The organism is Cupriavidus pinatubonensis (assembly GCF_019602855.1).
Classification (GTDB): domain Bacteria; phylum Pseudomonadota; class Gammaproteobacteria; order Burkholderiales; family Burkholderiaceae; genus Cupriavidus; species Cupriavidus pinatubonensis.
In genome coordinates this window covers 1,106,163-1,129,013 of record NZ_CP080766.1, presented here as the reverse complement: position 1 = coordinate 1,129,013, position 22,851 = coordinate 1,106,163, and the positions used below count along the sequence as shown (strand labels likewise).

At 61.5% G+C, this 22,851-nt stretch carries 29 protein-coding genes; 22 read left to right on the top strand and 7 right to left on the bottom strand.

Translation table 11 applies throughout. From position 1 onward, the window contains the following. Window positions 1-583 precede the first annotated feature (583 nt). The 14 genes from K2O51_RS05200 to K2O51_RS05135 all read left to right on the top strand — a co-directional run bounded on the left by K2O51_RS05200 (window position 584) and on the right by K2O51_RS05135 (window position 11,388). Window positions 584-793 carry a phenol hydroxylase subunit gene (locus K2O51_RS05200; RefSeq protein WP_011301788.1) on the top strand — a complete coding sequence of 70 codons (210 nt, stop codon included), beginning with the start codon at window positions 584-586 and terminating at the stop codon, window positions 791-793. 53 nt (window positions 794-846) lie between these two features. Beyond that, entirely contained in the window at window positions 847-1,854 is a 1,008-nt protein-coding gene (locus tag K2O51_RS05195; protein WP_011301789.1) for an aromatic/alkene monooxygenase hydroxylase subunit beta, read from the top strand. Between the two features lie 38 nt (window positions 1,855-1,892). After that, window positions 1,893-2,162, top strand: coding sequence for an MmoB/DmpM family protein (locus tag K2O51_RS05190; RefSeq protein WP_011301790.1), 270 nt, complete (start codon window positions 1,893-1,895; stop codon window positions 2,160-2,162). 49 nt (window positions 2,163-2,211) lie between these two features. After that, entirely contained in the window at window positions 2,212-3,756 is a 1,545-nt protein-coding gene (locus tag K2O51_RS05185) for an aromatic/alkene/methane monooxygenase hydroxylase/oxygenase subunit alpha (RefSeq protein WP_220630581.1), read from the top strand. Beyond that, window positions 3,753-4,121, top strand: a complete 369-nt coding sequence (locus tag K2O51_RS05180) for a phenol hydroxylase subunit P4 (RefSeq protein WP_220630580.1) — start codon at window positions 3,753-3,755, stop codon at window positions 4,119-4,121. Before K2O51_RS05185 ends, K2O51_RS05180 begins: the two co-directional genes overlap by 4 nt. Before the next feature lie 4 nt (window positions 4,122-4,125). Further along, the gene (locus tag K2O51_RS05175; RefSeq protein WP_220630579.1) at window positions 4,126-5,190 is read left to right on the top strand and encodes an NADH:ubiquinone reductase (Na(+)-transporting) subunit F; all 1,065 of its coding nucleotides are present in this window, start codon (window positions 4,126-4,128) and stop codon (window positions 5,188-5,190) included. Window positions 5,191-5,206: 16 nt separating this feature from the next. After that, on the top strand, window positions 5,207-5,572 hold the full coding sequence (locus K2O51_RS05170) for a 2Fe-2S iron-sulfur cluster-binding protein (RefSeq protein WP_220630661.1): 366 nt from the start codon (window positions 5,207-5,209) through the stop codon (window positions 5,570-5,572). 22 nt (window positions 5,573-5,594) lie between these two features. Next, complete coding sequence (locus K2O51_RS05165; RefSeq protein WP_220630578.1) at window positions 5,595-6,539, top strand: catechol 2,3-dioxygenase; 945 nt, start codon at window positions 5,595-5,597, stop codon at window positions 6,537-6,539. A 48-nt stretch (window positions 6,540-6,587) separates the two neighbouring features. After that, window positions 6,588-7,037, top strand: a complete 450-nt coding sequence (locus K2O51_RS05160) for a GlcG/HbpS family heme-binding protein (RefSeq protein WP_220630577.1) — start codon at window positions 6,588-6,590, stop codon at window positions 7,035-7,037. A gap of 48 nt (window positions 7,038-7,085) precedes the next feature. Beyond that, window positions 7,086-8,540 carry a 2-hydroxymuconic semialdehyde dehydrogenase gene (locus tag K2O51_RS05155; protein ID WP_140951235.1) on the top strand — a complete coding sequence of 485 codons (1,455 nt, stop codon included), beginning with the start codon at window positions 7,086-7,088 and terminating at the stop codon, window positions 8,538-8,540. Next, entirely contained in the window at window positions 8,537-9,388 is an 852-nt protein-coding gene (locus K2O51_RS05150; protein ID WP_220630576.1) for an alpha/beta fold hydrolase, read from the top strand. Before K2O51_RS05155 ends, K2O51_RS05150 begins: the two co-directional genes overlap by 4 nt. A gap of 28 nt (window positions 9,389-9,416) precedes the next feature. Further along, window positions 9,417-10,199, top strand: a complete 783-nt coding sequence (dmpE, locus tag K2O51_RS05145; protein ID WP_140949127.1) for a 2-oxopent-4-enoate hydratase — start codon at window positions 9,417-9,419, stop codon at window positions 10,197-10,199. Between the two features lie 25 nt (window positions 10,200-10,224). Further along, window positions 10,225-11,016, top strand: coding sequence for a 2-oxo-3-hexenedioate decarboxylase (dmpH, locus tag K2O51_RS05140; protein WP_220630575.1), 792 nt, complete (start codon window positions 10,225-10,227; stop codon window positions 11,014-11,016). A 180-nt stretch (window positions 11,017-11,196) separates the two neighbouring features. Further along, window positions 11,197-11,388 (top strand): 2-hydroxymuconate tautomerase, encoded by a 192-nt coding sequence (locus tag K2O51_RS05135; protein WP_011301801.1) that lies wholly within the window; start codon window positions 11,197-11,199, stop codon window positions 11,386-11,388. A gap of 161 nt (window positions 11,389-11,549) precedes the next feature. On the opposite strand, the gene K2O51_RS05130 is transcribed toward K2O51_RS05135, so the two are convergent. Together K2O51_RS05130 and K2O51_RS05125 are read right to left on the bottom strand one after the other, a co-directional pair. Continuing rightward, complete coding sequence (locus K2O51_RS05130; RefSeq protein WP_011301802.1) at window positions 11,550-11,876, bottom strand: EthD family reductase; 327 nt, start codon at window positions 11,874-11,876, stop codon at window positions 11,550-11,552. A gap of 384 nt (window positions 11,877-12,260) precedes the next feature. Further along, the gene (locus tag K2O51_RS05125) at window positions 12,261-13,151 is read right to left on the bottom strand and encodes a LysR family transcriptional regulator (RefSeq protein WP_220630574.1); all 891 of its coding nucleotides are present in this window, start codon (window positions 13,149-13,151) and stop codon (window positions 12,261-12,263) included. Between the two features lie 85 nt (window positions 13,152-13,236). Between K2O51_RS05125 and K2O51_RS05120 the strand changes: the two genes are divergently transcribed. From K2O51_RS05120 to K2O51_RS05110, 3 genes are all read left to right on the top strand, one after another. Then, window positions 13,237-13,629, top strand: coding sequence for a carboxymuconolactone decarboxylase family protein (locus K2O51_RS05120; RefSeq protein ID WP_011301804.1), 393 nt, complete (start codon window positions 13,237-13,239; stop codon window positions 13,627-13,629). A 63-nt stretch (window positions 13,630-13,692) separates the two neighbouring features. Next, entirely contained in the window at window positions 13,693-14,085 is a 393-nt protein-coding gene (locus K2O51_RS05115) for a porin (protein ID WP_011301805.1), read from the top strand. 129 nt (window positions 14,086-14,214) lie between these two features. Further along, window positions 14,215-14,433 carry a hypothetical protein gene (locus K2O51_RS05110; RefSeq protein ID WP_041680350.1) on the top strand — a complete coding sequence of 73 codons (219 nt, stop codon included), beginning with the start codon at window positions 14,215-14,217 and terminating at the stop codon, window positions 14,431-14,433. Between the two features lie 25 nt (window positions 14,434-14,458). Here K2O51_RS05110 and K2O51_RS05105 read toward each other — a convergent pair whose 3' ends face one another. From K2O51_RS05105 to K2O51_RS05095, 3 genes are read right to left on the bottom strand one after another with little or no spacing between them, the layout of a single operon-like run. After that, complete coding sequence (locus K2O51_RS05105; RefSeq protein WP_011301806.1) at window positions 14,459-15,619, bottom strand: DUF1275 domain-containing transporter; 1,161 nt, start codon at window positions 15,617-15,619, stop codon at window positions 14,459-14,461. A 49-nt stretch (window positions 15,620-15,668) separates the two neighbouring features. Then, a complete protein-coding gene (locus K2O51_RS05100; protein ID WP_041680351.1) occupies window positions 15,669-16,484 on the bottom strand; it encodes a fused MFS/spermidine synthase in 816 nt (271 codons plus the stop codon). Between the two features lie 34 nt (window positions 16,485-16,518). After that, the gene (locus K2O51_RS05095; RefSeq protein WP_342394091.1) at window positions 16,519-16,791 is read right to left on the bottom strand and encodes an HPr family phosphocarrier protein; all 273 of its coding nucleotides are present in this window, start codon (window positions 16,789-16,791) and stop codon (window positions 16,519-16,521) included. Between the two features lie 209 nt (window positions 16,792-17,000). Between K2O51_RS05095 and K2O51_RS05090 the strand changes: the two genes are divergently transcribed. From K2O51_RS05090 to K2O51_RS35100, 4 genes are all read left to right on the top strand, one after another. Then, window positions 17,001-17,171, top strand: coding sequence for a ribbon-helix-helix protein, CopG family (locus K2O51_RS05090; protein ID WP_041680353.1), 171 nt, complete (start codon window positions 17,001-17,003; stop codon window positions 17,169-17,171). Window positions 17,172-17,465: 294 nt separating this feature from the next. Further along, window positions 17,466-17,918: a pyridoxamine 5'-phosphate oxidase family protein gene (locus tag K2O51_RS05085; protein ID WP_011301810.1), complete on the top strand. Its 453-nt coding sequence runs from the start codon at window positions 17,466-17,468 to the stop codon at window positions 17,916-17,918. After that, window positions 17,919-18,443, top strand: a complete 525-nt coding sequence (locus tag K2O51_RS35105; RefSeq protein WP_245001845.1) for an alcohol dehydrogenase catalytic domain-containing protein — start codon at window positions 17,919-17,921, stop codon at window positions 18,441-18,443. Next, window positions 18,343-18,627 carry a zinc-binding dehydrogenase gene (locus K2O51_RS35100; RefSeq protein ID WP_245001844.1) on the top strand — a complete coding sequence of 95 codons (285 nt, stop codon included), beginning with the start codon at window positions 18,343-18,345 and terminating at the stop codon, window positions 18,625-18,627. The genes K2O51_RS35105 and K2O51_RS35100 overlap by 101 nt, the downstream gene beginning before the upstream one ends. A gap of 201 nt (window positions 18,628-18,828) precedes the next feature. Here K2O51_RS35100 and K2O51_RS05075 read toward each other — a convergent pair whose 3' ends face one another. Together K2O51_RS05075 and speB are read right to left on the bottom strand one after the other, a co-directional pair. Continuing rightward, a complete protein-coding gene (locus K2O51_RS05075) occupies window positions 18,829-20,301 on the bottom strand; it encodes a purine-cytosine permease family protein (protein ID WP_011301812.1) in 1,473 nt (490 codons plus the stop codon). A 91-nt stretch (window positions 20,302-20,392) separates the two neighbouring features. Further along, window positions 20,393-21,367 carry an agmatinase gene (speB, locus tag K2O51_RS05070; RefSeq protein WP_011301813.1) on the bottom strand — a complete coding sequence of 325 codons (975 nt, stop codon included), beginning with the start codon at window positions 21,365-21,367 and terminating at the stop codon, window positions 20,393-20,395. Window positions 21,368-21,631: 264 nt separating this feature from the next. Between speB and K2O51_RS05065 the strand changes: the two genes are divergently transcribed. Then, window positions 21,632-22,528, top strand: coding sequence for a LysR family transcriptional regulator (locus K2O51_RS05065; protein WP_011301814.1), 897 nt, complete (start codon window positions 21,632-21,634; stop codon window positions 22,526-22,528). The last annotated feature ends 323 nt before the right edge of the window (window positions 22,529-22,851 follow it).

The window sequence follows — 22,851 nt, the reverse complement described above, 5'->3', positions numbered from 1 at the left end:
TTGCTTTGCTGCCCCGGTTGCGAAAGGCCGCGATCCCGGGGTCGCTGTCCCTTTCGCAAATGCAATGCCAGCGGGCATGGCGGTGCAGTGATGCTGCATTGCAAAACCCTTGGAACGTGAGGGATGGCGGGGTACTCCACCGGATTTCGGGGCCCCGACCTGTGCGCCGCAAAAAGGGACCAGGCCTGTGGATTTCAGTTTTTGATGAGATCCGCGCCATCTTCGCGCGGCCACCGGTTTCATCAATTGATAAGAATCTCGAGAATTTGGCGCATGAGACGGTTAGCGTGATCACCAGGGGGTAATCGATCATTTAATGAAGATGGCTCCGAATCGATTCAATCAAATCATCAAATTTCCCCGGTAAGCGGCCTACTCGTCGCCTACTCGCCGCTCATCGGCGGCTGAGGAAAGGTGGCCTTTCCATCGCGCGCACCGCGGTTCCGCTAGGGGTTTTCCCTGTAAATATCGAGATTTTGATCAGTCAGGCGATCGGCTGGCACAGCTTCTGCAAAGACCGGCTGTCACCGCGTCACCGCGCAGTGGCGAGCGCAGATTCACCGACCACCACGAGGACATGCCCATGATTTCCCCCTCCGCCACAACCGGCGATGCACTGCCCGATGTCGATGTCACGCGCAAGTTCGTGAGCCGCGTCGAGCGCCATGACGACGGGCTGGTGAGCTTCGAGTTCGCCATCGGCTGGCCGGAGTTGAGCGTAGACCTGCTGCTGCCGGAGCCGGCCTTCATGGCCTTCTGCGACCGGCATCAGGTGACAAGGCTGGAAAACTGAGGCGGCGCAGACCGCCGAGGCCCCATTTCAAGAAAGCACCAGGAGACATCCGCATGAATATCGATCTGCAGACCCGCGAGATCACGCCGTTGCGGCAGACGTTCGCACACGTTGCACGACTTGTCGGCGAAGGCAAGGCCGCAACCCGCTATCAGGAGGCCACCTATGGCGGGCAGCCCATGGCCAACTTCCACTACCGGCCGACGTGGGACCCGGCGCATGAACTGTTCGACGCCAGCCGCAGCCGTATCCGTCTGGCCGACTGGCAGGCCCTGAAGGACCCGCGCCAGTTCTACTACGCCACGTGGACGATGACCCGCGCGCGGCAGCAGGAGGCGGTGGAGGCCAACTTCCAGTTCGTGGAGTCGCGCGGCCTGGCCGGTTCGATGAGCGATGCGCTGCGCACGCGGCTGCTCGACGTACTGCTGCCGCTACGCCACGTGGCCTGGGGCGCGAACATGAACAACGCAGCGATCTGCGCCTATGGCTACGGGACAGCGTTCACTGCGCCGGCGATGTTCCATGCGATGGACCACCTCGGCATCGCGCAATTGATTACCCGCCTGGCGCTGGCGCTGGACGAGCCCGACGTGCTGGATGCTGGCAAGCGCGCCTGGCTCGACGATCCGTGCTGGCAGGACCTGCGCCGCTACGTGGAGGACACCTTCGTCGTGCAGGACCCGGTGGAGCTGTTCGTCGCGCAGAACCTTGCGCTCGATGGCCTGCTGTACCCGCTGGTCTACGGCCATTACGTCGATGACCACGTCACGCTGCATGGCGGCACGGCGGCGGCCATGCTGACCAGCTTCATGCCCGAGTGGCACGACGAGACCACGCGCTGGATCGACGCCGTCGTGAAGGCGATGGTCGCGACAGCCGAGCCCGAGGCGGCTGCGAACCGCGAACTACTGACGCAGTGGTTCCGGCACTGGGCCGGCCGCGCCGCGCAGGCCCTGGCGCCCGTCGCCGAACTGGCGCTCGGTGAGAACGGTGCCGCCGCGCTCGGCGAAGTCTGCGCGGCGCTCGATGCACGCGCCGCGAAGCTCGGCCTCGCGCCCTGATTCCCGTCACACGTCCGACTTCTTGCAGAGGAACACCCATGTCCCAGGTCTTTATCGCCTTCCAGGCCAATGAGGAATCGCGTCCGGTCGTCGAAGCGATCGTGACTGACAACCCCGAGGCGGTCGTCAGCTATCCCACGGGGCTCGTCAAGATCGATGCCCCCGGCCGGCTCACCATCCGTCGCGAAACCATCGAGGAACAGACCGGCCGGCCCTTCGACCTGCAGCAGCTTCACGTAAATCTGGTCACGCTGTCGGGCCACATCGACGAAGACGACGACCAGCTCACGTTGAGCTGGAACCACTGAACGCCGCTGGACGTACAGCACCGCACATACCGACAAGAGGAGACACACCATGGATACCCGCGTTGCCAAGAAGAAGCTTGGCCTGAAGGAACGGTACGCCGCCATGACCCGCGGCCTAGGCTGGGAGACCACGTACCAGCCGATGGACAAGGTCTTTCCCTACGACACCTACGAAGGCATCAAGATCCACGACTGGGACAAGTGGCAGGACCCGTTCCGCCTGACGATGGACGCCTACTGGAAGTACCAGGGGGAGAAGGAAAAGAAGCTGTATGCGGTGATCGAGGCCTTCGCGCAGAACAACGGCCAGCTCGGCGTCAGCGATGCCCGCTACATCAACGCACTGAAACTGTTCCTCCAGGGCGTGACGCCGCTCGAATACTGCGCACACCGTGGCTTTGCGCATGTTGGCCGTCAGTTCACGGGCGAGGGCGCGCGCGTGGCCGCGCAGATGCAGTCCATCGACGAACTGCGCCACTACCAGACCGAGACGCACGCAATCTCGCACTACAACAAGTACTTCAACGGCCTGCACCGGTCGCACCACTGGTTCGACCGTGTCTGGTACCTGTCCGTGCCGAAGTCGTTCTTCGAGGATGCCTGCACCGCAGGCCCATTCGAGTTCCTGACCGCCGTGAGCTTTTCGTTCGAGTACGTGCTGACGAACCTGCTGTTCGTGCCCTTCATGTCTGGCGCGGCACACAACGGCGATATGAGCACCGTCACGTTTGGCTTCTCGGCGCAGTCCGACGAGTCGCGGCACATGACGCTGGGCATCGAGTGCATCAAGTTCATGCTCGAGCAGGATCCCGGCAACGTGCCCATCGTGCAGCGCTGGATCGACAAGTGGTTCTGGCGCGGCTACCGCCTGCTGACCATCGTGGCGATGATGCAGGACTACATGCTGCCCAAGCGCGTGATGAGCTGGAAAGAGGCGTGGGAGATGTACGCCGAAGGCAGCGGCGGTGCGCTGTTCAAGGACCTCGCGCGCTACGGCATCCGTGAGCCGCGCGGCTGGAAGGACGCCTGCGAGGGCAAGGACCACATCAGCCACCAGGCGTGGGCCACCTTCTACAACTACGGGGCCGCGGCGCCTTTCCATACGTGGATCCCGCACGACGACGAAATGCAGTGGCTGTCGCAGAAGTATCCCGAGAGCTTCGACAAACTGTATCGCCCGCGCTTCGAGTACTGGCGCGAGCGCGCGGACGAAGGCCGCCGCTTCTACAACAAGACGCTGCCGATGCTGTGCACCACCTGCCAGGTCCCGATGTTCTTTACCGAGCCGGGTGATGCCACGAAGATCTGCTACCGCGAGACCAGCTACTTCGGCAACAGGTATCACTTCTGCTCCGACCACTGCCAGCACATCTTCGAGGACGAGCCGGAGAAGTACGTGCAGAGCTGGCTGCCGGTGCACCAGATTTACCAGGGGCACTGCTTCCCCGAGGGCGCGGACCCGACAGCGGAAGGCTTCGATCCGCTGACGGCCGTCCTGCAGTACTACGAAATGAACATCGGTCGGGACAACTTCGACTTCGAGGGATCGGAGGACCAGAAGAACTTTGCCGCCTGGACAGGAGAGAAAGCATGAGTGTCGTCGCCAATCCCGCCGCCGGGGTGCCTTACCAGTTCCCCATGAAGGACGTGCGTGAGAACTTCCCCGCGCCGCTGCTGTACATCGGATGGGAAGACCACCTGATGTTCTGCTCGCCGGTCTGCGTGCCGCTGCCGCCCGAGATGCCGTTCGGCGCGCTCGTCAGCCAGGTGCTGCCCGGCGTCTACGCCGAGCACCCTGACTTCGAGCGTATCGACTGGAGCACGGTGCAGTGGTTCAGGTCGGGCAAGCCGTGGACGCCGGACCCGGCCGCCTCGCTCGCCGCGAACGGGCTGGGCCACAAGGACGTCATCCGCTTTCGCACGCCGGGCCTTGCCGGCATCAACGGTTCCTGCAGCTAAAGCCATGTGCAATCAAATCACCATTGAACCCCTTGGCGCCACGCTCGACGTGGCCGAGGGCCAGACGCTGCTCGACGCAGCGCTGCGTTCTGGCGTGTACATACCGCACGCCTGCGGGCACGGGCTGTGCGGCACGTGCAAGGTACAGGTGACCAGCGGAGAAGTGGACCACGGCGCGGCCAACCCGTTCGCGCTGATGGACTTCGAACGGGAGGAGGGCAAGACGCTCGCCTGCTGCGCGACGGCGCTCACCGATGTCTGCATCGAAGCAGACATCGATGAAGAGCCGGACGCCCGCGTCATCCCGGTGCGCGATTTCGCGGCGACGGTGACTCGCATCGAAACGCTCACGCCCACGATCAAGGGGCTGCGCCTGAAGCTGGACCAGCCGATCGACTTCCAGGCCGGCCAGTACGTGATGGTCGAGATTCCCGGGCTGGGGCAGCAGCGTGCGTTCTCGATCGCCAACGCCCCCGCCGAAGTCGCGGAAACCGGCGAGATCGCGTTGCAGGTGCGCCGCGTGCCCGGCGGGGCGGGAACCGGCGTGCTGCATGAGCAGGTGCAGGTCGGGGACGCGCTGCGCGTGACTGGACCCTATGGCCGCTTCTTCGTGCGGCAGTCGGCGGACATGCCGATGCTGTTCGTCGCAGGGGGATCGGGTCTTTCCAGCCCTCGCTCGATGATTCTTGACCTGCTTGCGGGCGGCTGCGCGCTTCCCATCACGTTGATCAGCGGGCAGCGCAGCCTGGAAGAGCTGTACGGCCACGACGAGTTCGTCGACCTGGCTGCGCGGCACCCCAACTTCCAGTATGTGCCCGTGCTGTCTGGCGAGCCAGAAGACAGCGCCTGGCGTGGTGCGCGGGGCTATGCGCACGAGGCCGCACGGACGCTGTTCGACGGGCAGTTCGCCGGTCACAAGGCGTACCTCTGCGGGCCCCCACCGATGGTGGAAGCCACGATCGGCGCGTTGATGCAGGGCCGGCTTTTCGAGGAGGACATCTACACCGAGAAATTCCTCTCGGCAGCAGATGCCGATGCGCAGCGCAGCCCGCTGTTCCGGCGCGTGTGAGAAGGAGGGCCGTGCAATGCCGTATGAAAGACCAAAGGTTGACGTCTGCGTGGAGCAGACCCAGGAGCACTACGTCTGCGCGACGAGCGAAAGCCTGTTGGCCGGCATGTTGCGCCTTGGGCGGAAGGGCATCCCGGTGGGCTGCATCAACGGCGGCTGCGGGGTATGCAAGGTGCGCGTCATCGAAGGCCGCACAGCCCGCCTGGGGCCGCTCAGTCGGGCGCACGTCAGCGCTGAAGAGGAAGCGCAAGGCATCACGCTGGCCTGTCGCGAGGCGCCGCTGACCGCCGTCCGGCTTGCTGTGCTGGGCCGAATCGAGAAACCGTTCTTCAAGGGCTTCGCCGCGTCTGCGGGGGCGCAGCCCGACCACAAACCGCAGTGAGACTCTTAACGAGGAGACAGACATGGGCGTTCTACGAATCGGGCATGCAAGCCTGAAAGTGATGGACATGGCAGCCGCGCTGCGGCACTACGAAAACGTGCTCGGCATGAAGGTGACGATGCAGGACAAGGCCGGCAACGTCTACCTGAAGTGCTGGGACGAGTGGGACAAGTACTCGCTCATCCTCACACCGTCGGACCAGGCCGGCCTGAACCACCTTGCCTACAAGGTCGAGAATGACGCCGATCTCGACGAACTGCAGGCCAGGATCGAAGCCTGGGGCATCCGGACCACGATGCTGCCCGAGGCAACGCTGCCGTCCACGGGACGGATGCTGCAGTTCCTGCTGCCAAGCGGCCACGACATGCGGCTCTACGCCATGAAGGAGTTGGTTGGCACGGAGGTGGGCAGCCGCAACCCGGACCCGTGGCCGGACAACATCAAGGGAGCGGGCGCGCATTGGCTGGACCATGCGCTGCTGATGTGCGAGCTGAACCCCGAGGCGGGCATCAACACCGTGGCGGACAACACGCGCTTCATGCGGGAAGTGCTTGGCTTCTTCCTGACGGAGCAGGTGCTGGTGGGTCCGGATGGGTCGGTGCAGGCGGCGACGTGGCTCGCCCGCAGCTCCACGCCGCACGACATCGCCTTCGTCGGCGGCCCGCGCAGCGGCCTGCACCACATCGCGTTCTTCCTCGACTCATGGCACGACGTGCTCAAGGCCGCTGACGTCATGGCGAAGAACAAAACGAAGATCGACGTAGCGCCCACGCGCCACGGCATCACGCGCGGAGAGACGATCTACTTCTTCGACCCGAGCGGCAACCGCAACGAGACATTCGCCGGGCTGGGCTACCTTGCGCAGCCGGACCGTCCAGTCACGACATGGAGCGAAGACATGCTGTGGACCGGCATCTTCTATCACACCGGCGAAGCGGTGCCGTCCTTCACCGACGTGTACACCTGATCGCTCCGTGTCGGCCGCCATCCTCATGACCACTTTCCGCAGACCGCCATGTCCCTGACCGCTTCCAACGCGCTCCGTGTGAGCGAACCTCGTCCCCATATCACGCTGCCGGCAGCACAGGCCGCGGTGGCGGCCGCGGTGGCGGCGGCAGCGGAGCAGGGCCTGCGCATCAACGTGGCCGTGGTGGATGGTGGTGGCGCGCTGGTGGCCTTTGCGCGCATGACGGGCGCCTTCCTGCACTCGATTGACATTGCCATCGACAAGGCGCGCACGTCGGCCGGCTTCGGCTTTCCCACGGCGCAGTGGGGCGAGTTGCTTGCCGGTGACGAGCCGTTGCGTCTTGGCCTGGCGACTCGCCCGGGACTGGTGATCTTCGGCGGCGGTCTGCCGATGCGCGAAGAGGGCGAGGTGATCGGCGGCATCGGTGTGTCCGGCGGCTCGACCGCACAGGACGAAGCTTGTGCACGCGCCGGCCTGTACGCCATCGGCCTGCAATGAAATTTTTTCTCAACCAGGACAGGGACTGTCTGCCTCGGGAATCCGACCGTGAAGCAATTCCGCAATTTCATCAATGGCGAGTTCATCGCCACCAACAAGACCTTCGAGAACCGCGCGCCGGTGGATAACCGGGTGATCGGGCTCGTGCACGAGGCGGGGCAGGCCGAGGTGGACGCCGCCGTTGCCGCCGCGCGCGCCGCGCTGCATGGCGACTGGGGGCGCATGCCGGTGGCCCGGCGCGTTGAACTGCTGCATGCCGTGGCCGACGAGATCAATCGCCGCTTCGACGATTTTCTGGATGCCGAACTGGCTGACACCGGCAAGCCGCGCAGCCTCGCCGCGCATATCGACATCCCGCGCGGCGCCGCCAACTTCAAGGTCTTCGCCGACATCGTCAAGAACGTACCCACCGAAAGCTTCGAGATGACCACGCCGGACGGTGGCACGGCGATCAGTTACGCGCTGCGCGCCCCCCTGGGCGTGGTGGCGGTGGTCTGCCCGTGGAACCTGCCGCTGCTGCTGATGACGTGGAAGGTGGGTCCCGCGCTGGCCTGCGGCAACACGGTGATCGTCAAGCCTTCCGAGGAGACGCCGGCCACGGCCACGCTGCTGGGCGAGGTGATGGAGAAGGTCGGCGTGCCAAAAGGCGTCTACAACGTGCTGCACGGCTTTGGGCCGGGCTCGGCGGGCGAGTTCCTGACACGCCATCCCGGCGTCAACGGCATTACGTTCACCGGCGAGACGCGCACCGGGGAGGCCATCATGGCTGCGGCGGCAAAGGGCGTGCGGCCGGTCAGCTTCGAGCTTGGCGGCAAGAACGCGGGCATCGTTTTTGCCGATGCCGACTTCGACAAGGCCGTGGCCGGCATCGCGCGCAGCGCGTTTGAGAATTGCGGGCAGGTCTGCCTGGGGACCGAGCGTGTGTATGTCCAGCGGACGATTTTCGACAGGTTCGTACAGGCGCTCAAGGAGAAAGCCGAATCGCTGCGCATCGGGCCGTCCGACGCCCCGGGCGTGGGCCTTGGCCCGCTGATCTCGGCCGAGCACAAGGCCAAGGTGATGTCCTACTACGACGTGGCGCGCAGCGAGGGCGCGACAGTGGTGACCGGGGGCGGCGCACCGTCCATGCCGCCGGAGCTTGCCGAAGGCCATTGGGTGCAGCCGACGATCTGGACCGGCCTGCCCGAAAGCGCGCGCGTAATCCGGGAAGAAATCTTCGGCCCCTGCTGCCACATCGCTCCGTTCGACACCGAGGAGGAGGCCATCGCCCTGGCCAATGCCACAGACTATGGGCTGGCCACCACGGTCTGGACGCAGGACCTTGGCACGGCTCACCGCATGGCGCGTGCCATCGACGTCGGGCTGTGCTGGATCAATAGCTGGTTCCTGCGCGATCTCCGCACGGCATTCGGCGGGGCCAAGGCGTCGGGTATCGGCCGTGAGGGCGGCGTGCATTCCCTGGAGTTCTACACCGAACTGCGCAATGTGATGGTGAAGCTATGAGCGAGAGCGATTATCAGGTACCCGAGGCCTGCTACGTGAGAACAGGTGCGGTGACAACGCACATCTGTGACGTTGGCCGGGGTTCGCCCGTGCTGCTGCTGCACGGATCCGGCCCAGGGGTCAGCGCGTGGGCCAACTGGCGCCCGGTGCTGCCGGCGCTGGCCCGTGAACGCCGCGTCATCGCGCCGGACATGCTTGGCTTCGGCCAGAGCGACCGTCCGGCTGGACAGGTCTACGGCATGGACGTCTGGGTGCAGCAGGCCCTGGACCTGCTCGATGCACTGGAACTGCCGCAGGTCGATCTCGTCGGCAACTCGTTTGGCGGGGCGCTGGCGCTGGCGCTTGCCATCCGTGCACCGGGGCGGGTGCGGCGGCTTGTGCTGATGGGATCGGTCGGGGTGCCATTCCGCATCACGCCGGGGCTGGAGGCAGTGTGGGGCTATGAGCCGTCACTGACGGCAATGCGGGGGCTGCTGGACCTGTTCGCCTACGACCGTGGCCGTGTGACCGACGAACTGGCCCGGCTGCGGTACGAAGCCAGCGTGGCACCTGGCGTGCAGGAATCCTATGGCGCCATGTTTCCCGCGCCGCGCCAGCGGTGGGTCGACGCGATGACGAGCGCCGAGGCGGATATTCGCGCGCTGCCGCACGAGACGCTGGTGGTCCACGGCCGGGAAGACAAGGTCATCCCGCTGTCCAATTCGCTGACGCTGGCGGACTGGATTCCCAACAGCCAACTCCATGTATTCGGCCGTTGCGGCCACTGGACACAGATAGAGCACAGCGCGCGCTTCGCGACGCTGGTGAGCAACTTTCTGGCCGAAGCCGACGCCGCTGCAGTCGCTTGACCCGAATTTCACGTATCGAGGAACACTCATGGACGCTACAAAGATCCAACATTACGGCGACGCGCTCTACGAATCGCTCCTGACGCGCAAGCCGCTGGAACCACTCACCGACCGCGAGCCTGACATCACCATCGAAGACGCCTACCAGATCCAGTTGCGCATGATCGGTCGCCGCCTCGAAGCGGGCGAGACCGTAATCGGCAAGAAGATCGGCGTGACCAGCCGGGTGGTGATGGACATGCTCGGGGTGGACCAGCCCGACTTCGGTCATCTGCTGTCCGGCATGGTCTTCAACGAGGGCGAGCCGGTAGACACGGGCAAGATGATCGCGCCAAAGGCGGAGGCAGAGGTGGCTTTCGTGCTGTCCCGAGACCTCTGCGGGCCGGGCGTGACCGCAGCCGATGTACTGCGTGCTACCGATTGCGTGATGCCGTGCTTCGAGATCGTCGATTCCCGCATCCGAGACTGGAAGATTCGCATCCAGGACACCGTGGCCGACAACGCCTCATGCGGCGTCTTCACACTCGGCGGCACGCGCCGCAGCCCGCGCGACCTCGATCTCGCGCTGGCAGGCATGGTGCTGGAGAAGAACGGCGAGATCGTGAGCACCTCGTGCGGCGCCTCGGTGCAGGGCTCGCCCGTCAATGCGGTGGCGTGGCTGGCGAATACGCTGGGCCGCTTCGGCATCGCGCTGAAGGCAGGCGACGTGATCCTGTCGGGCTCGCAGTCGCCGCTGGTGCCCGTCAAGCCGGGCGACAGCCTGTATTGCAGCGTGGGCGGGCTAGGCGGGACTTCGGTGCGCTTCATCTGACTCATACCCATCGGGAAACCAGACCATGACACTGAACCGGGAAACCATCGTAGCGCTCGCCGCGCATGTCGAGAGCGCACAACTTGCCGTGCGTGACATCACGAAGATCACCGACGAATACCCTGATCTCGACTGGGCCGACGCCTATGACATCCAGGAAGAGATTCGCCAGCGCAAGGAGTCGCGCGGCCTCAGGACGGTGGGGCTGAAGGCCGGGCTCACGTCGTTCGCCAAGATGAAGCAGATGGGGGTGGAGACGCCGGTCTTTGGCTTCGTCAGTGAAGACATGGCGCGGCCGGACGGCGGCGAGATCCGCATGTCGGAGTTGATCCACCCCAAGGTAGAGGCGGAGATTTGCATCGTCACCAAGGCCCCGCTGCGGGGCCCGGGCTGCCACGTGGGCAGCGTGCTGGCGGCGATCGACTTTGTCTTGCCGGCGGTGGAAATCATCGACAGCCGCTACCGCGACTTCAAGTTCGACCTGAAGAGCGTCATTGCCGACAACACCTCGGCGGCGCGCTTTGTGGTGGGTGGACGCGCGCGCGCCCCGGAGGACCTCGACCTGCGCACGCTCGGCGTGGTGCTGGAGAAGAATGGCCGTGCCGTCGCCATGGCGGCTGGGGCGGCGGTGTTGGGTCATCCGGCGGCAGCAGTGGCGATGATGGCAAACCACCTCGGCGCGCGCGGCCAGGAAATCCCGGCCGGCACGTTCATCATGACCGGCGGCGTGACAGAGGCCATTGCCGTCGCGGCGGGCGACAGCGTGTGCGTTCGCTTCCAGAAGCTGGGTAGCGTATCAATGCGATTCGTGAAATGAGTGTCCGTTGCCGCGAGATCCAAGCGAGCCACGATGTCGGCTGACTATTGCCTGTCATCGGCATGGCGCCGGCGAGAGGTGTCGCGTGCCCGAGTGATCGAGCACGGCGCTCAAGATGGTCCGCGAGCATGGAGCGTAAGTGGAACCTGTTCACTAATGGAATTTTTTTGGAGGAATACGATGCCGTTTGCGCAGATCTACATGATTGAAGGCCGCACGGTGGAACAGAAGCGTGCCGTTATACAGAAAGTCACCTCTGCCTTGGTGGAGGCGACGGGAGCGCCAAAGGAAAATGTACGCGTCTGGATCCACGATGTACCAAAGGAAAACTGGGGAATTGCCGGCGAGTCGGCAAAAGACCTTGGGCGCTAGGTGCCGTGGCGAACGGGCGGAAGCCGATGTGGAGGCGACTATCGGATGTGCTCGGACAACGCTTCTTGAAGGGATCTCCGAAGGCAAAAGCCGATGCCTGCAAAGGACCGCTTATGGCCGATACCAAGTGTCCGGGTGTCGTCAGTTCCGATCCGGTGCGTTCAACGATCCGACCGTTCGACGACGACCTCGCTGATCTGCAGCACCGGTGCGATGTCAGTGTAGTTGGCGATGTCGCCCAGGATCTCGGCGCCGTGCTCCTGCATGGCGGCCTGGAAGTTTTCGGCTGAATCACAGATGAACGCGCACATCGCCACGAAGGCGGGAGGTGCACCTGATGCACTGCCGGCCAGACCCTTTTCAACCGTGTAGTAGGCGCAGGCACTACCCAGCCTCGCCTTCACCATCGGCATGTGCCGGTCGCAATAGTAGGCGTGGTCGAAGCGCGCGCCTTCGGTGTACGGATACATCACGTTGACCTTGATCATGGTGTTCTCCTGACTTTGCACTGACTGAGATTTTGGGCGGTAGAACGGCGTTCATGCATGGCGAGCGGCTCAATGGCGGGCGCGCTCCCCCTTCTTGAGCGACAGCATGAGGAGTGCGACGGACAAAGGATTCATTACGATGACTCTTCTGAGTATCTGAGATTCCTCCGCACTCAGAAAGTGCAGTGTAGCCGGTGGGCGGGCGACGTGGTGGGTAACTCGGCCATGCCGTCGAGCGGCCGCACACGGCCGAATGGCGCCGGCGAGTCCTCACCCCTCCTTGTCAGGAGGGGACTGGAGAAACACGGGTCCGATTAGATCTGCTTGCAGAAGACCGTCGTTCTACAAAACTCGCCAGTCGTGATCCACGCCAAGTTCGGAATCTCAGGTATGTCGGTTCACTTCAGCAGCTGTTGCCAGTATGTCCCGCACGCCTGGCCGGTCCGTGTGCGAAGCGAGCCCGATGCCAACCGATAGTTGCTCGCCTTCGGCCAGCGTCCTGTAGACGACGCCTGCCCGCCTCAATGCGGTGAACGATTTTGGCAACAGCGCGATACCTCGCCCATTCGCGACCTCGCCCAGCAGGACGTGGTGGTCCGCTGGCTCCCTCAGTTTTGACGGAGTGAACCCATGGCGCGAAAAAACCGCTTGGCAGTGATCATAGAAAGCCGGCTGCCGTGCGCGCTCGAACCAGAAGACCTTTTCACGCTCCAGGTCCGCGAGGCCAACGATCCTGCGCTTCGCCAGAGGATGCGTTGAAGGGATCGCGACGATCATTGGCAGTCGGTCGAGTTCCTGGACGTCCAGCCCCTGCGCTTCCGTCGGCAGCGCGATGAAGGCGGCGTCCAGTTTGCCCGCGCGAAGCTGACGTATGAGTCGTGGCGATGTATCGGAGAACATCGAAACGACCATTTCAGGGTGAGTGGCTTGCACGCGTTGAGCCAGACCGAGAAGCCAGGCCGGCTCCACGGCGCTTGTGACGCCGACCCTGAGGTTGGCCGGCTCCCCTTCGTCCGCGATCGAGATTTCGGCCTCGCGAAGTATTTTGGCGACCTTGCGCGCGTAAGGCACGAGCTTCTCTCCCGCCGCGGTAAGTGTGACGCCCTTCGTGTTTCTGTCAAACAGGCGCGTCCCCAATCGCTCTTCGAGTTCCCGAATCGCCCGACTCAGCGGCGGCTGAGAAAGATGGAGCCGCTCCGCTGCCTGGCGGAAGCTAAGTGCCTCCGCAACCGCAAGGAACAGGGAAAGAGATCGGGAATCGAGGCGTTCTGACATATCAAAAAGGTATCACGATATTGATCATTCCGCACGTTCGAAGCGTGCCATACAGTCGTCGTACCAACACTTCTGGAGAAAAACTATGAGCGCCGAACGTTACAAGCAAGGTTTGCGGATGCTGGCTGCCGTCGATGGTGAGACGGGCATCGAGGTCGTCGAAACGCTGGCAAAATCGTTTCCGGTCTTTGCACGGTATGTGGTCGAGTTTCCGTTTGGCGACATCTACTCCCGGGGTGGGCTCGGCTTGCGGGAAAGGGAGTTGGCTACCGTCGCGGCGCTTTGCGCGCTAGGCAATGCGTTACCGCAGCTTCGTGTGCATGTCCATGCCGCATTGCATGTCGGTTGCAAGCCGGCGGAGGTCGTGGAAGCGGTAATGCAGATGGCGGTCTATGCAGGATTTCCGGCAGCGTTGAACGGACTGTCCGTCGTACGGGAGGTATTCGCCGAGAAAGGGATCGCGTTACCGTTGGATTGAGTTCACGGTGTGCAAAGGAAGGCGGCAGCCGCTCTCCGTTATAGCATTGGGCCAGCCAGCGTGATGGGAGGCTACCGCTGGGGTTTCACTGAGTTCGCGAACGGAGCAACGCTGTCGCGCGACGACTTCTGGTGGGCGGGCGGCAGCTATCAGGCTACCACTGCGCTGAATTTCCAACTTGGCTACTACTACTGGAACATCAAGTCTCTACGACTCGGTGCAACTGCTACTGAAGGCAATCCGGCAAATCCGTGGGAAGTCGCATTCGTGGCGGACTACGCGTTCTCGAAGCGCACGGACGTCTACCTGACGACGGCGTACGCCCGCAATGCCGGCGTGAACTTCGATTCGTCGAATACGGGCTTTGCGACCGGCTACTTTCCGACACCGGGACAACGCGGGATGACCGCCGTCGCAGTGGGGGGGCCGCCTCATTTTCTAAGGGAGCTGTCATGATCCGGGTCGGAAGGCTGTCGTCACGGCTGCGCCCGGATCAAACCAAACATGAAGCGCTCCGCAGTCCTCGGTTTCCGCTCTAAGCCAGTTCAGGGGCGTTGAACGGCCGCCCAAGTTCGGGCGACCGCTATGGACGGCACGAACGTGAAGCACAGATTGTTGATGATGAAGAGTTTGCGCATTGCTGCCCAGTCGGTTGTCAGCCTGACGCGGTCGAGCAGCATCGCGGCGTCCACCAACCGCCACTTGGCCATGCTGCGGGTGCGTCAGCGCCCGCGGGGTCTCGACAACACTTCGGGCGAGCGTCTTTCTATGGCCGGTTCCGGCCAAGCAGTGCTACTGGATTAGCGCGACCAGGGGCGCTGAGTCTCGTTCATGAGTGCAAAGACCAGCCTGCAAGCCGCGGGAACCAGAGTGCGAACCCGGACAACGCGAAAATCCAGATTCCCACGATGATCCCCGCCGTTATCCAGTTGTTGGGCCGGCACTCGGCTCGCCGGGCTGCCACCCGGTGTTGTTCCATGACCTCGCCCGGAATCAGACGGGCCACCAGCAAGATACCCAGCGGGACCAGCACGACTTTGTCCAGATAACCGAGCACCGGGATGAAATCCGGAATGAGACCAATGGGAGACAACGCGTATGCGGCAACCACCCGACCCAGTGCTTTCGCGTACCAGGGCGTGCGCGCGTCATGCGTGGCGAGCCAGATCGCGTGGTCATCCGCCTTGACCGCGCGGGCCCATCGACGACCGCGCTCGGCGAGGTGTGGCAAGAAATCCCGGCGCCAGACGCGCAGTCGCATGTCGTCAAGCACCGGAACCGCCGCAAGCGCAAGGAGCAGGGCGGCCAATGGCAGCGTGGCACTGAACCCGATATGTTTGAAACCCAACGCACCCGCCACACCGCCGAGGAAGAAGAGCCCAACCAGGTGAGTCAGCACTCGCAGCTTGTGACGGTTGGCCAGAACCATCGGCTTGGTGGCATGGGTTCTCGACAGGTTCCAGTAGAGGAGTTTCCCAAGCTCGATGCCGATATCGGTCACCATGCCGGTCACGTGCGTCGTGCGAATCTCCGCGTTGGAAACCTTCGTTACCATGGCGTTCTGCAATCCCATGATGAAGCAAAGCACCATCACGGTTGCCGGCACGAATAACCATTCGTGATGTTCCAGATTGCCGCCGAGCAGCCCGAAGCAGAGCAGGAGTCCGGCTTCCACCATCAACGGGAGCGCGTATTCGCTCTGCAAGTTTTCCCGCCGGCCCCAGTTGATGAGCACGGCCGAACAGGCGGCGCCGACAAGGAAAGACAGCAGAGCACCGAGGCTGTCCAGCAAAAGCCCCATGCTGCCTAGCGCCAGGTTATCGGCCATGGCCGAAATGATGCCTGACATATGCGACGTGTACTGCCGCACGGCTAGAAAGCCCCCGGCGTTGGCAGCGCCCGCGACAAAGGACAAATAGCAAGCCAGTTCCCGGTTGGCCTCAGGACTGCGTTCCTTACCGGTCAACTGGCGCAGGTACGAGATGGGCATGGTCGCGTGCGGTAATTGTCTTGGCTGGCAGCGTCGATGTGTGGCCTGGTCAGCCCGTCAGCCTTTGCCAGAACTTGCGGTCCGACGCGAGCCGCTTGCCCTGCTTAAGCCGGCGCGCCGCCGTGCGTAGCTTCAGCGGGTGTGCGGTTTCCAGAATGCGCGCTCGCGCGAGCAGCGTGTCCAGCGATGGCAGCTTCCACGTTCCCTTCCAGGCGAACAGCGTGTAGTTGCAGCTATCCTCGGACAGGGAAATGGAGAACGATTCTCCGAACACCGAGCGCACCTCTTCCAAGTAGAACGGGATGTCCTGGTCGCTCTCGAGAAAGTTGGCGACCAGGACGCCGTTGTCGGCGAGCCGCGTATGACAGGCGGCATAAAAGTCCGCCGTGCCAAGTTGGGACGGCATGCCATAGGCCAGGAACCCGTCGACAAGAATCACATCAGGCCGGGCATCCTGGCCTTTCACGTACTCGGCACCATCCGCACAGATGACTTCGAAGCGTTCGTCATCCGGCGGAATCAGGAACGTCTCACGCAGGGCGATGACTGCCGGATCGATCTCGATGGCCACCACCTTGGTGTGGGGGAGATGGTGGTAACAATATTTGGGCAGGGAGCCGCCGCCCAGGCCAATCATAGATATTCGGGTGGGAGCTGGCTGCAACAGCAGGAAGCTCATCATCGTCCGGGTGTACCCGAGTACGAGCTTATTGGGATCGCGCCTGGACATCAGGCTTTGGGTCGCATGGACGTCAAAGTGCAGCGACAGCGCATGCTCAGTTTCCAGCAACACGGGTGACCCGTCGCCTGTCGCCTCGGCGAGAAAGTTTAAATAGGCTTCGAAGGAGGCGCGGGAGGAATTCATCAGCCGGGTTCCATCAAACATGCGCAAGAAAGTGTCACGCTGCCAGGAGCGCGGCAAGTGCTTGCACCGCAGCCACCTCGTCGGGGCCGGCTGCCTGGATCGTTACTTTGGTACCGGCCCGTGCGGAAAGCCGCATCACCGCCATGACATCCTTGGCATCTGCGCTGCAATCGTGACAGACCAGCAGGATCTCGCTGTGGAATTGGCTGGCGGCAAGCGCAACTCGCGCGGAGCCGCTGCCCTGCAGGCCGACGCGGCTGGCCATTTCAACTGTTCTTGTTTCCACCGCACCTTCAAGTGAATTCACGTCAGACGATCCTGGCACCCGCGATTGAGGACGGCCAGGCGCGCCGCGGCTGTCTGCCTGCCACTCTGGTGAGGCCGGAACTGCCACGACTGTACTCGTGAGCGAGACTCCGGATCGTCCAAATCGGCTTGTGCCAACGAACTTCGGATGATGACTACTAGTTGTATACAATGATCATTATATTAACATATGATGATCATACAGAGCGTATGGAATCCAAGACCGCCCGGCTCACCCTGTTGATTGATCCGGAAAAAAAGAAGGCTTTTGAGGCGCTGTGTGCGGCGCAAGATCAGACGCCGTCGCAGGTGGTGCGCCGCCTGATACGCGAGTACCTCGAAGAGCACGGCGTGGACTATGCGACCCGGCACGGCCGCTGACCTGGAAGTGACGATCCCTGGTCTCGCTGCCTAGCAACGGCCGCAGGAATCGGAAGCTGCTCAATCTCACCTCATGAGCCCCGGACCGATACAGGACTTGATTGATGCAAGTCAACAGGCAAGGGATCTGCTGTTTCTATCCTGAACTAAGGATCGGTGGCTGCGGCGTCACGCGACCGCAGGCATGCCGTTGCATGCGGGGTGCCATCGGACTGGTGGCCCCGGCCTGCCTTGAGGCGTCTTCCATGGGTTGGCGAGGGGTACCCTCTTTCCTGACTGAAAGGGAGAGTCATCATGGATGACGAGATCAGGAAGAAGATCCTGACGTTACTGGATCAACACCGGATCATGACGATCGCCACGATCCGGCCGGATGGCTGGCCACAGGCGACCACTGTGGGCTACGTCAGCAAAGGCCTTGTGCTCTATTTTCTGTGTGGCCTGAACAGCCAGAAAGCAGCTAACCTGGCTCAGGATGACCGGGTATCCCTAACCATTGATGACGACGCCTCTGATCTGATGGCGATCACTGGGCTGTCTATGGCAGCGCGCGCGAAGCTCGTCCTCGACCCGGTCGAGGAGGACGAGGTCCTGCACATGCTTCCCCTCAAGTATCCGCAGCAATCCACGTTGCCAGTATCGATGCCTACCCGGAACGACGTGAGGATATTTCGCGTGACGCCCACGGTCATTTCCGTCCTCGACTACTCGAAAGGTTTCGGACACACGGACCTGGTCGTGTGCTAAATGTTCGTCGGTAATCCGCCAGGCGGTTCTGCAACCGAGACAGCTCGTCAGATGAGAAACACGCGAGTCATCGTCACGCATTACGGCGGTCCGGATTCGCTTCAGGTAATAGATGAAGAGTGTCCCGGGCCAAAGAACGGAGAGGTGCGGGTAAGGGTGCTGGCAGCCGGTGTGCGCCAGACCGACCTGATGATGCGCGAAGGCTTTCATCCTGAAACGCCTCGTTTGCCTTTCACACCGGGGTGGGACCTGATTGGACTGGTGGATCGAGTTGGTGCCGGAGTTGCCGAAGTGGATTCAGGTCAGTTGGTCGCCGCACTATCCATCACCGGTGCGTATTCCGAGTTCGTCTGTCTGCCGCAGTGTGAGCTTGTTCCCATGCCTTTCGGATTGGACGCTGCCGAGGCTCCAGTGGCTCAAGCGGATGCGGCCAGCATTGTTTCGCCACGACCTGATCGCCTTGTTGGATTTGCTTCAACAGAAGAAAATCAAGACGCTGATCGCCGCAAGGTTTTCACTGGCTGAGGCAAGACAGGCGCATGAATTGCTTGGAGAGCAGAGTGTTACAGGCAAAATCGTGTTGGTACCCAAAGGCGTTGAGCGATTGCGAACTTCAATGATGGCCGCAGCGGCTGGTGGCCACATCAACTACCGTGGTGATACCCGTTGCTTTGCCGAGTCGAAGACTACGAATCCGCTATGCCCATGACAATTGAAATCGCGGCAAAGGGCATAACGCAGCGGAATGCGTCTTTTGAATTCGCGATGCCAAACTGCCAGGAAGCCCTTGTCGGTACTTGGTCAGAGTAGCGCGGTAGCAATCGGGGCTCTCGAGGGCATTCCGGACATGATGGGGGTAACCTAGGCGCACCGACCCGATACCGCGCGGGTGCAGGCCGGATTGGCCGGACTACGACTCGGCGTGGTCGGCTGGCAGGATCAGAGCCTGCGGCACGTTCGCTTTACTGGCAAAGTGGTAGTAAATCACGGCTGGAACAACCAGACCTACAATCCAGGATATGTCGACACCACCGAGCGCCTCCACCCATGCACCGGTGTAGAAACTGGTAGCAATGAAGGGCATTTGCACCGCTACACCCAACACATAGACCGTCATGCCCCTGGCATTCCAGCGACCATAGCGGCCGTTGGGGTTGAAGAGCGCTGGCACGTCGTAGCGCTCCTTGGTGACAAAGTAGTAGTCGACGAGGTTGATGGCGCTCCAAGGAGTCAGGAACGCAAGCAGGAACAACAGGAAGGCTGAGAACTTCTTGAGAAAATCATGCTCCCCGGCCGCCAAAGCGAGCCCGGTCGAAAACCCAACCATGACCACGACGAAGAAGAATTTCGTACGGCCGGAGATGGTCCGTTGCCCACCAAGTCCGGTCAGGATGGCGGCGACCGACATGACGCTCCCATAGGCATTCAACGTGGTGATCGTGAGTTTGCCCAAGACGATCGTCAGGTAGAGCAAAATGGCAGCTACCCCAGTCGCGCCCAAGTCGACGATGAAGCTCACCTCATGTCCGGCGAACTGGTTGCCCGCCAACGCTGCGGCAAAGACTCCGAAGACCATGGAGATCTGCGAACCCAGCACCGAACCAATGCCCACTGCGAGGAATGTCTTGAAAGCCGAGGTCGAGCGAGGCAGATAGCGCGAGTAGTCGGCGACATATGGCCCGTAGGCAATCTGCCATGAGGCGGAAAGGGAAACGGCCAGCAGGAAGTGCCCCACATCGAAGCTGCGATTCTGCAGCAACGCGCCAACGTCCTGCCCTTTGAGTAGGCTGGCGAACAGGTACAGGAACGCCACAACGCCAATCACGCTGGAGACTCGCCCCATGAAATGAATGGTGCGATAGCCGAATGTCGCGAGCATGATCACCAGGCCCGAGAACAGTAGAATCGAGCTGGCGTTGCTTATGCCCATCAGATGGCTGAGCGCTTGGCCGGACAGAACCATGCCCCCCGCAGAGAATCCCACGTACATGATACAGACAAGCACCAGGGGCACAATCGCACCGTAGACGCCAAACTGGACTCGACTGGAGATCATCTGCGGGAGCCCGAGCTGAGGTCCTTGCGCGCCATGGAGCGCCATGACTGCACCACCTAGGATCTGGCCAATCAGGAGGCCGATGAGGGACCAGAACACGTCGCCGCCAAGCACCACTGCCAGTGCACCCGTTACCACAGCGGTGATCTGAAGATTGGCGCCAAGCCATAAAGTAAACTGACTGGCCAGGCTGCCATGCCTTTCCGATTCTGGGATAAAGTCAATCGAGCGGCGTTCAATGAGCCGGGAGGAGATCTGACCTGAGGTTAGGTTCGGCCCTGAAGGTGAGATTGCCGAGGATTCTGTGCCGAATTTCGAAGTGTCCATTTTTGTCTCCTGCGTAGAGGCTTACCTAGCTGTCGATCTCAGTCGACGGCTGGCAGTCTATTTCTTTGGGCGCTGACTAGATGTTCGGAGGCTAGCGGCGTTTTTGCTTGCTGATGTTGGCAGCTAGAACACATAGAATCTCGAACATCAACGTGGCAGCGACCAATGCCGTATTGCCAGTTGGATCAAACGGCGGCGACACTTCAACCACGTCACCTCCGATGAGATTCAGGCCCCGTAGTCCACGAATCATGTGCTGGGCCTCGATCGTTGTCAGCCCACCGATTTCCGGTGTGCCAGTGCCGGGGGCGTATACGGGATCCAGTGCATCGACATCGAAGGTCACATACGTGCGGCCGTTTCCAACTACACGCCAGGCTTCCTGGATCACGGCTTCGACACCCATCGACCGAAATTCATCCATGTCGATGACTCGAATGCCCTGACGTTCTCCCCAATCATTCTCACTGTCGTTGTACAACGCCCCGCGAATACCGATTTGTATGGTCCGTTTCGGATCCAGCAATCCCTCTTCGATCGCTCGCCGAAAGGGGGTGCCATGTGTGTAAAGGTTATCGCCAAAATAGCGATTCCACGTATCTGTATGCGCGTCAAAGTGAACCATACCAACGGGCCCGTCCGTTGCAAGCGCCCGCAAGATCGGCAACGTTACCAGGTGATCTCCACCCACCGATAGTGGCGCTATATTAGCCCTGCACACTGCGTCGTAGAACGCGGTGATGCGATTCATCGAATCGATCAAATCCACCGGATTGACAGGCGTATCCCCTAGGTCCGCGCAATTGCAGATCTCAAATGGTTTGATACCGCTGCTTCGGTTGACATTGCGCACCATCGTCGAGATATCACGCACCTGACGAGGGCCATGTCGGGCGCCCGGACGATTGGTGGTGCCACCATCCCATGGCACCCCAATCAACCCGATATCCACATCTGGAATGTTCTCGCTCATCAGTTCGATGTGCGGCAGCCGCATCAATGTAGCCAAACCGGCATAACGTGGCGTCACTGTACCGGTGACCGGCGCAAACATTTTTTCTTCCATGAGTAAGGTCCTCGCAGTTAGTCCGATTGGAACCGGCGCTCCGATGCTGTGGTCCGGCCATCCGCCATAGGCGTCCATTTAGTCTTGCACGCGAGTGACACATGTTGAATCAGAACTTCTCGAACTTTAGTTTTGGATTCCTCGAACCTTTCCAATCTGCCATTCAACGTCGGCGGCCGTGCTAGGCTGTCCATGGGGCGATGCGACGTAAGCTGTAGGAGCCACTAGTGCAAGCCCACGGACAGCGGATGGAGGAGTATCAGTATGATCAGAATGACCGACGTCGATCTACGGTTGTTGCGCATATTCAAAACGGTTGCTGACTTGAAAGGTCTTTCAGCAGCGGAATCTGCGCTCAATATGAATCTGTCCACCATAAGCTCCCACATGACGGATCTCGAAAAGCGACTGGGCCTAAGGCTATGCGAGCGCGGTCGGCGGGGCTTCCATCTGACCGAAGAGGGCTATTCTGTTTATCAGGCGGCCGAGAGCTTGCTGAACTCAGTGGAAGAATTCCGGGCGGACATCGGGGCCATACGTCATGAGATTAGCGGCGAGTTGGCAATTGGCGTTGTAGATAACACCATCACCGACGTGCAGGCCAAAATTACGGATGCGATCCGCGCCGTCAAGAAAAAAGGGGGTGATCTCTTTTTGAAAATGGAAATCAAATCCCCAGACGAGATCGAGGCTGCGGTGCTTGAGCGGAGAATACATGTTGGCATTGGACCCTTCCGAATTATGCATCCAGGTTTGAAGTACCTGCCACTTTATACAGAGAATCTACGTCTTTACTGCAGCCACCTCCACCCTCTTTTCAATTCGGCTCCGAATGACATCAACACAGAGGATTTGCAGAAGCTGGATTACGTTGCGCGGGGTTATATGCGCGAATCCAGGGAGCTGAGCGACGCTAGCAACTTTAAAGTAGCGGCCACCGTCCATCACATGGAAGCGGTCGCGACCCTCGTTTTGTCAGGCAACTTTATCGGGTTCCTTCCGGAGCATTATGCCTTGCAGTGGGTCAAGCAAGACCTGATGCGAGCGATACATCCCGCGTTTCTAAGCCATAGCGCCGAATTCTCGCTGGCGTTGCTAAAAGGTCGTGAACAGACGATAGCTGTGCGAGTATTTGTAGAGGCGTTGCAATCTTCTTTATAGCTCAATCTACGTATGTCAACGTAGCTCCCGCATTTTTCACTTCGAGTTCGACGGTCATGGCGACGTTTTGGGAGGGAAGAGCATTGGAGACTCGCTCGAGGCATTCCCGAATGCGGCTGGTTGCCGAAGTCCGGCGGTCGCGAGAGGTGACATCTTACGAGCAGTTTCGACGGGGGGTGCCGTAACGCGACGCCGCTTTTCGGCGAACGACTCCTTACAGAGTGAAGTTGCCATTTGAATGCCTCGCCGACGTATGGGGCGAAAGTCGCTTCATGGCCGGTCTCTGCCGACTGCCCACCGCCAAGCTGCGGCCGTCGCTGGTC